The 7,250-nt window shown below is 63.1% G+C and carries 7 protein-coding genes and 1 pseudogene; 5 read left to right on the top strand and 3 right to left on the bottom strand.

Annotation, left to right across the window (positions count from 1 at the left end):
• Position 1 precedes the first annotated feature (1 nt).
• Both OCW50_RS29780 and OCW50_RS29785 read left to right on the top strand, forming a co-directional pair.
• Positions 2–1,477: an aldehyde dehydrogenase family protein gene (locus OCW50_RS29780; protein ID WP_262300100.1), complete on the top strand. Its 1,476-nt coding sequence runs from the start codon at positions 2–4 to the stop codon at positions 1,475–1,477.
• A 416-nt stretch (positions 1,478–1,893) separates the two neighbouring features.
• Positions 1,894–2,682 carry a CYTH domain-containing protein gene (locus tag OCW50_RS29785; RefSeq protein WP_262300101.1) on the top strand — a complete coding sequence of 263 codons (789 nt, stop codon included), beginning with the start codon at positions 1,894–1,896 and terminating at the stop codon, positions 2,680–2,682.
• A gap of 59 nt (positions 2,683–2,741) precedes the next feature.
• Here the strand turns inward: OCW50_RS29785 and OCW50_RS29790 are convergent, their stop codons facing one another.
• From OCW50_RS29790 to OCW50_RS29800, 3 genes are read right to left on the bottom strand one after another with little or no spacing between them, the layout of a single operon-like run.
• Positions 2,742–3,578, bottom strand: coding sequence for a lytic transglycosylase domain-containing protein (locus OCW50_RS29790; RefSeq protein WP_262300102.1), 837 nt, complete (start codon positions 3,576–3,578; stop codon positions 2,742–2,744).
• A gap of 54 nt (positions 3,579–3,632) precedes the next feature.
• On the bottom strand, positions 3,633–4,100 hold the full coding sequence (locus OCW50_RS29795; RefSeq protein ID WP_262300103.1) for a hypothetical protein: 468 nt from the start codon (positions 4,098–4,100) through the stop codon (positions 3,633–3,635).
• Between the two features lie 6 nt (positions 4,101–4,106).
• Positions 4,107–4,460 carry a DUF6152 family protein gene (locus tag OCW50_RS29800; protein ID WP_262300104.1) on the bottom strand — a complete coding sequence of 118 codons (354 nt, stop codon included), beginning with the start codon at positions 4,458–4,460 and terminating at the stop codon, positions 4,107–4,109.
• 189 nt (positions 4,461–4,649) lie between these two features.
• On the opposite strand from OCW50_RS29800, the gene OCW50_RS29805 reads away from it, so the two are divergent.
• From OCW50_RS29805 to OCW50_RS29815, 3 genes and pseudogenes are all read left to right on the top strand, one after another.
• Positions 4,650–4,949, top strand: coding sequence for an HlyU family transcriptional regulator (locus OCW50_RS29805; protein WP_262300105.1), 300 nt, complete (start codon positions 4,650–4,652; stop codon positions 4,947–4,949).
• A 279-nt stretch (positions 4,950–5,228) separates the two neighbouring features.
• Complete coding sequence (locus tag OCW50_RS29810) at positions 5,229–6,944, top strand: catalase (RefSeq protein ID WP_315974495.1); 1,716 nt, start codon at positions 5,229–5,231, stop codon at positions 6,942–6,944.
• A 195-nt stretch (positions 6,945–7,139) separates the two neighbouring features.
• A pseudogene (locus tag OCW50_RS29815) lies at positions 7,140–7,250 on the top strand (IS5/IS1182 family transposase); the annotation flags it as partial.

Here is a 7,250-nt window from a genome sequence, read left to right on the forward strand (position 1 = left end):
GATGACCAAGAACTATATTGCGGGCGAGTGGCTGTCGGCGACGGAAGCCTCGGCCAACGTCAATCCGTCGAACACGAACGACGTGGTCGGCGAGTATGCCCGCGCCTCTGTGGCGGAGGCCGAGCGCGCGATTGCGGCGGCGTACGATGCCTTCCCGGCGTGGTCGCGCTCCTCGATCCAGCAGCGCCACGACATTCTCAAGGCCGTGGGCGACGAGATCCTGGCCCGCAAGGAGGAGCTTGGCCGCCTGCTCTCCCGCGAGGAGGGCAAGACCCTGCCGGAAGGCATCGGCGAGGTGACCCGTGCCGCTCAGATCTTCCTGTTCTTCTCCGGCGAGTGCCTGCGCATGGCCGGCGAGAAGGTGCCGTCCGTGCGGCCCCTCATCGACGTGGAGATCACCCGCGAGCCGGTCGGCGTCGTCGGCCTGATCACGCCCTGGAACTTCCCGATTGCGATCCCCGCGTGGAAGATCGCCCCGGCTCTCGCCTACGGCAACACAGTGGTGTTCAAGCCGGCCGATCTCGTGCCGGGTTCGGCCCATGCCTTGTCCGAGATCATCATCCGGGCCGGCGTGCCGGCGGGCGTGTTCAATCTGGTGATGGGGCGCGGCTCGGTGGTGGGCGAAGCCATGCTCCAGAGCCCCAAGGTGTCGGCCATCTCGTTTACCGGATCGGTGCCGACGGGCCGCAAGGTCGCCCAGACCTGCATCACGGCCGACCCGATGAAGAAGGTTCAGCTCGAGATGGGCGGCAAGAACCCGATGGTGGTTCTCGACGATGCCGACCTGAAGGTCGCCGTGGAATGCGCGGTCAACAGCGCCTTCTTCTCCACCGGCCAGCGCTGCACCGCTTCCTCGCGGCTGATCGTGACCGAGGGCATCCATGACAGGTTCGTGGCCGCCATGCAGGAGCGCATGCAGGGCCTCGTCATCGACGACGCCCTGAAGGCCGGAACGCATATCGGTCCGGTGGTCGATCAGAGCCAGCTCGATCAGGACCTGAAATATATCCGCATCGGTCAGGAGGAAGGCGCCAAGCTGGTCGCCGGCGGCGAACTGCTGAAGCGTGAGACGCCCGGCTTCTATCTGGCGCCGGCGCTGTTCACCGAGGTGAGCAACCAGATGCGCGTGGCGCGGGAAGAAATCTTCGGACCGGTTGCCACGGTGACCCGCGCAAGGGATTACGACGAGGCGCTGGAGCTCGCCAACGATACGCCATTCGGCCTCTCGTCGGGCATCTGCACCACGAGCCTGAAGTACGCCAATCACTTCAAGCGCAATGCCGAGGCCGGCATGGTGATGGTGAACCTGCCCACCGCGGGCGTCGATTACCATGTGCCGTTCGGCGGTCGGAAGAGTTCGTCCTACGGTCCGCGCGAGCAGGGCCGCTACGCGCAGGAATTCTACACCACGGTGAAGACCGCCTATACCTTCGACGGCAACGGTCCTTACGTGCCGAAGACCAAGGGAAGCGAGTAATTCAATTACGCTCGCACATCGCATGGCCTCGGCGTTCGCTCAGCGCGACGCCGAGGCCATTAACTTACGTGATGCACGGGCGTGTGAATTTGACGCTCCTTTCACCACGAAGTAGTTCGTGCTTTCAAATTCAGATGTGAGATACACATCCACATCCAAACCAGCGTTAACTTTATCGTCAAAACTCGGGCAGCTTTTGGTCCGGTCCATTGAACTTTGCCATGGGAACGCCATCATAGGCTTCCAAGAGGACTTGTACTTACAGGCCTGAACTTCTGCAGCGGCAAAACATTATTGCATTCACCTTCATGCTCCTTGGCGTGGAAAAATGAAGTGCAATTTCGTTCGGCTGCGAATGCATGCTGCTGGTTCTGCGCACCGGTAAGTGGCGCCCCGTCAAAAGTAGAGAACTCAATATGGTTACTTCCCGGCGTTATCTTATTGCTTCCTCGCTTGCACGCCTGATCCGCAAGGAGAGGGGAGGCAATCGTGTCACGGAAGGCCACTTCCCCAATCAGGCCGACCGCAGCTCCTTCGTGGTCGTAGAAGGCGATAAGGGCAGCCTCGTCCTGCTCCATGCAGGCCCCAACGGACCCATCGAGGAGCGGACCGAAGTTCCCCGGGCCCATGCGGAGGCTCTTCTCGATGTCACGCCCGGCAAGCTTGATTATCTCCTCACGCATCTCACGGTCGGCACGCGCGACATCCAGATCGTCCGCTTCGTGACGCCAGGCCCGCTGGATCTGATCTCCGTTCCGTTCGAGAGCGATGAGGAAGCGAGAGATTTCCGGCCCCTGTCCTGGTTCGGGCCGGATGTGACCACGGAAGTGGCCTATCAAAATCGTTCCATCGCCCTCGAGGGCGCGCCTCAGGCGCCCGACGTTCCGATGTCGAATGCGGCTCTCAACAGCCTGCTCGATACCCTCGAGAACCGGTATTCCGCTCCCCGCGGCTATACCCCCCACGCACCGGCACGCAGCTCTGCTGAAGCCGGAACCGGACAGCGCAATGCTCCTCCGACCGCTCCCGCGCAGGCGAACGAGCGGGCCGCCCAGCCTCAACGAGGTGTTCTGTCCAGACCCGCTGCTCCGGTCGATGCAGACATGGGCGATGAGGATGCGGGCGACGACAACGACCTGAACCTCAACATCGAGGACAACGTCATCCGCGAACTGGCCCGATCGCTCCGGCCTCAGCGTCGCTGACAGCTTCGTCCAACGGGAATCCCAGAAAAGCCTGCGCCGTGCGAACGGCGCAGGCTTTTTCAACTTGGCAGCACGATGCAGCTGCCGCCGGCCGTGCGGATGTTGCGGCATAGCTGCTCGGCAGCCTGCCGCGTCTCGGCGGGGGCACGGACGCGATAGAACGTCCGTGTGCCACGATAGCGTAGCCGCGTTCCGATGATCATGGGCCGCACATCCTTCAGGAGCGAAGCGTAGGTTTGGCTGGTGCGCCTGAACGTTGCGAGCGCCCGTTCCTTCGAGAAATTGCCGGCAAGCTGAACGCCCCAAGGCGCAAAAGGCGCCTCGGTGGGTTCGCCGCGTCCAGGGATACGCAGTGTGGCGACGATCTGCTGGCAGCTCTCACCGGACGGGCTCCAATCGGTATTCCGCTTCTCCTTCGCATCGGCGGCCCATTCCTCGGCGGGCCGGCCGGTCACGGCGATCACATAGTTCCTGGTCTCGGCGGGCAAGCCGCCCTGGCCGGCGAGCCATGACGTCACGCGTGCAGGGCCGCCGTTATAGGCGGCCGCCGCCAGCCCGAGATTGCCGAACTGCTCCGCAAGGTGGGCGATGAACTCGGCGGCTTTGGGGATGGCCTGCTCGGGGTCGAAGGGATCGGCGAGGCCCCGTTCCCGAGCCGTCCCCGGCATGAACTGAGCAATCCCTTGCGCACCCGCCGGGCTCACGACGTGCGGGCGGAACGAGCTTTCCTGCCAGATCAGTCTGGTGAGCAGATCGTGGGGGATCTGCTGCGTGCGTGCAGCTCCCTCGATCAACCGGCACAGAGCCTGCTGGACGGTCTCCGTCGATGCTCCCGGATTGGCCAGGGCCGCGCCGCAGCCGAGGGCAATGCCACTAAGCGCCAGCAGCAAGCGCATGAAAGACCCCGCTCGGAAGGACTGAAGAGTGAAGAATGAGAGCCACGTGCCAAGCTACAAATAGGCGATCATTCGTCCCGCCAAGAGCACGACGATCCAGGCAAGAAGCGAGATGACCGCGTAGATCCGGGCCTCGGCCGGCAAGGCGCCTGCCCGTAGGGCGGTTCCGAAGCGGGCATGGAAGAGCGCGACGTTGACGAACCCCAGCGCGATGAAGGCGAGCTTCACGTAAAAGGCAGGATTGACACCGAGCGCCCGGGCCTCGACGGCGAGGAGCAATGTTCCGGTCGGGATCTGAAGCGCCAGACCGACGGCCGCGAGGGGAGTGGCGTAGCGCCCGACCTCCCAGGCACGCTTTCCATGCTCTGCCAGAACCTTCAGATCGAAGACCGCAATGCCCCCGACCACGAAGGCGGCCCCCAGCACGTGGAGCAGATTGGCGACGGTGTAGAGCCAGGCGGAGTGACGTCCCGCGTGGCCGAGCCAGGAACTCTCCAACGCTGCGAGCAAGTCGAGATACATGGCGTCCTAGCGCAGTTCGTAGGTCCTGCCGCTCACGACAATCCGTTCGGCTCTCATCTCTGTTGCGGCGCGGGTGGAGGGATAGCCTTCGAGCGCAATCTGTGTGCCGGGCTTGATCATGTCCGGGTTCAGCCCGCGTGCGCTCATGCGGAACGGAGGCGCGAGTACCGCGTCCCAGTTCTTCCCCTGATAGGGCACGACCACGGTGACGTGCGGGTTCTCCCAATCAGCCCGCTCGACATTGGCGGTGATCGTCATGACGCGGCCCGCATCGTAGCTGCCCCAGCCGTGATGCGCGACGGCCACGCCGCCGCTCACCAGAGCGCCGGAAAGACATAATCCGAAAAGACGACGTTTCATGGCGGAGCTCCGCATCTCATGAGCCGGATGGGAGCGAGAGTTGGCTGCACGAGGCCGGCCGTCAAGACGATCGAAGCCGTGCTTCGTCGCGATCATCGGATCGTGATGGGACAGCTTGGAGGATTCGCCCCCTGGTTCCGTCCCGGCTATCCTGCAGCTTCTCGAATCAACCCTCGTTCAGGGACAGCCATGGCATCGATCTTGAAGGACCTCTGGAATCGGCTCGCAGGCGGAGGCCATGCCAGCGGGCACGAGGAGCCGGCCGCCGATGCGGTCGAATACAAGGGGTTTCGGATCCGGCCGGCACCGTATTCCGCCAAAGGCGGGTTTCAGACGGCAGGCGTGATCGAGAAGGATTTCGAGACCGGCATGAAGGAGTACCGGTTCGTGCGAGCCGAGACCCATCCCAGCAAGGACAAAGCTTCCACCTTCGCGATCACCAAGGGCAAGCAGATCATCGACGAACAGGGTGACCGGGTGTTCCGCTGAGCGAACCGGCATCCGGGCCGCCGACGGCGTCATGATGGTTCTCCACCCTCGGACGCTGGAACGATGATCCCCGACCCGAGCCATTTCGGATCGGCCTGCGCGCAACCATTGCGGATTCCGGATGTTGCCTCCGCAAACATGCTTCCCATCAGGAAACGGCGCCCGATCAGGTAATCTGATCGTGTGCGTCAGGATTAACGATTGGCGCTGATCGCCGAGGGTTCTTAAGGTCCTGATGGGGGCGTGTCGCAATCAACCGGTCAAACAAGGGAGACCGCCATGGCCAAGAACCCTCATGAACCGTCCGGAACCTCCGATCAGGTCCTGACGAACAGGCAGGGACATCCTATCGCCAACAACCAGTCCCAGCGCACCGTCGGCAGCCGTGGGCCGGCCACGCTGGAGAACTATCAGTTCCTTGAGAAGATCACCCATTTCGACCGCGAGCGGATCCCCGAGCGGGTCGTCCATGCCCGCGGCTTCGTGTGTTACGGCGAACTCGAGGTGACCGGCAAGATCGGCGACGAGCCCGCCTCGAAGTATACAAGAGCCAAGCTGTTCCAGACTGCCGGCAAGAAGACCCCGCTGGCCATCCGCTTTTCGACCGTGATCGGCGGCCGCGATTCGTCCGAAGTCGCGCGCGACCCACGCGGCTTTGCGGTGAAATTCTATACCGAAGACGGCAATTGGGATCTGGTTGGCAACAACCTGGCGGTTTTCTTCATCCGCGATGCCATCAAGTTCCCCGATGTCATCCACTCGCTGAAGCCGGATCCCGTCACGTTCCGCCAGGAGCCGAACCGGATCTTCGACTTCATGAGCCAGACCCCCGAATCCATGCACATGCTGACCCATCTGTTCAGCCCGCGCGGCATTCCGGCGAGCTACCGGCACATGGAGGGCTTCGGCGTCAACACCTACAAGATGGTCAACGCTCAAGGCGACACCGTTCTGGTGAAATATCACTTCCATCCCCGGTGCGGGCTCGCCAGCCTCACGGCCGAGGAGGCCGCCAAGGTGCAGGGACAGGATCTCGGCTCGGCGTCCAAGGATCTCTTCGAGGCGATCGAGCGCGGCGAATATCCCCAGTGGGACCTGTACGTGCAGATCATGGAAGACCATGACCATTCCGAACTCGACTGGGATCCGCTGGACGATACCAAGATCTGGCCCGAGAAAGACTTTCCGTTGCGGCATGTCGGAGTCATGACCCTGAACCGCAACGTGGAGGACCACTTCAACGAGAACGAGCAGATCGCCATGGGGACCGGCGTCCTGGTGGACGGGCTCGACTTCTCCGACGACAAGATGCTGGTGGGACGGACCTTCTCCTATTCCGACACCCAGCGCTACCGCGTGGGCACGAACTACCTGCAGCTGCCCGTGAACCAGGCCAAGAACGCCAAGGTGTCGACCAACCTGAACGGCGGGCAGATGTCCTACCGCCGCGATCTCGCCCCGGGGCAGAATCCGCACGTGAACTATGAGCCGTCGATCCATAACGGCCTTCACGAGTCCCCGCGGGAGGAGCCGAACAATCCACCCGAGATCCAAGGGCGACTGACCCGCAGCGTGATCGAGCGGCGCAACGACTACATCCATGCCCGGGGCCGCTACTGCACGATGATGGACTGGGAGCGGGACGATCTCGTCCTCAACCTGGGCACGCTGCTCGGCCAGTGCGAGCGGGACGTTCAGGAGCGCATGGTGTGGCATCTCCTGCTGGTGCACGACGATTACGGGACCCGGGTGGGCGAGATGCTCGGCATCTCGGCCGACGACGTCCGCAGCCTCCCGCCGCTGCCCAAGCAGGTTCTGACGGACGACGATCGGCGCCGCCTCCAGAATCTCGGCCGGAACGGCGACAAGATCGACCCGACCGTCTGGGGCCAGTGGACGAGCTCCGTGAAGAACTACAAGGCCTCGGCCGAGGAGGTCCTGGGCGGCATGCGCAACGTGCCCACGACGCCGGCCACGAAGGAGGCCGCCGAATAGGCGCCGGGCGGTGGCCTAGAGCCTCGGACGTGAAAAGTGGACACCACTTTTGGGATTCATCCGAGGCTCCCTCTCTTAACCGGCGCATCGGATAAGACGGCCCTCTGGGTCCGTCCGATGCGCTAGGCTCTGTGGACTCTTAGGATTCCCTTTTGCGTTAGGACGTGATTCAAGACTGTTTTTTGGGAGGCGGTCTTGGGCGTGTTGGATCGTTTGGTGCTGAGCGATGCTCAGTGGGAGCGGATTGCGCCGCTGATCATCGGGCGCCCGGATCAGAAAGGCTCGACGGGCCGGGACAATCGGATG

It is taken from the genome of Microvirga sesbaniae, from assembly GCF_025460805.1.
In the GTDB taxonomy this organism is placed as follows: Bacteria; Pseudomonadota; Alphaproteobacteria; order Rhizobiales; family Beijerinckiaceae; genus Microvirga; species Microvirga sesbaniae.

Bases quoted from the DNA above. Each gene is read 5' to 3' on its own strand.
- OCW50_RS29780 (WP_262300100.1), top strand. From the start codon at position 2: ATGACCAAGAACTATATTGCGGGCGAGTGGCTGTCGGCGACGGAAGCC.
- OCW50_RS29785 (WP_262300101.1), top strand. From the start codon at position 1,894: ATGGTTACTTCCCGGCGTTATCTTATTGCTTCCTCGCTTGCACGCCTG.
- OCW50_RS29790 (WP_262300102.1), bottom strand. From the start codon at position 3,578: ATGCGCTTGCTGCTGGCGCTTAGTGGCATTGCCCTCGGCTGCGGCGCG.
- OCW50_RS29795 (WP_262300103.1), bottom strand. From the start codon at position 4,100: ATGTATCTCGACTTGCTCGCAGCGTTGGAGAGTTCCTGGCTCGGCCAC.
- OCW50_RS29800 (WP_262300104.1), bottom strand. From the start codon at position 4,460: ATGAAACGTCGTCTTTTCGGATTATGTCTTTCCGGCGCTCTGGTGAGC.
- OCW50_RS29805 (WP_262300105.1), top strand. From the start codon at position 4,650: ATGGCATCGATCTTGAAGGACCTCTGGAATCGGCTCGCAGGCGGAGGC.
- OCW50_RS29810 (WP_315974495.1), top strand. From the start codon at position 5,229: ATGGCCAAGAACCCTCATGAACCGTCCGGAACCTCCGATCAGGTCCTG.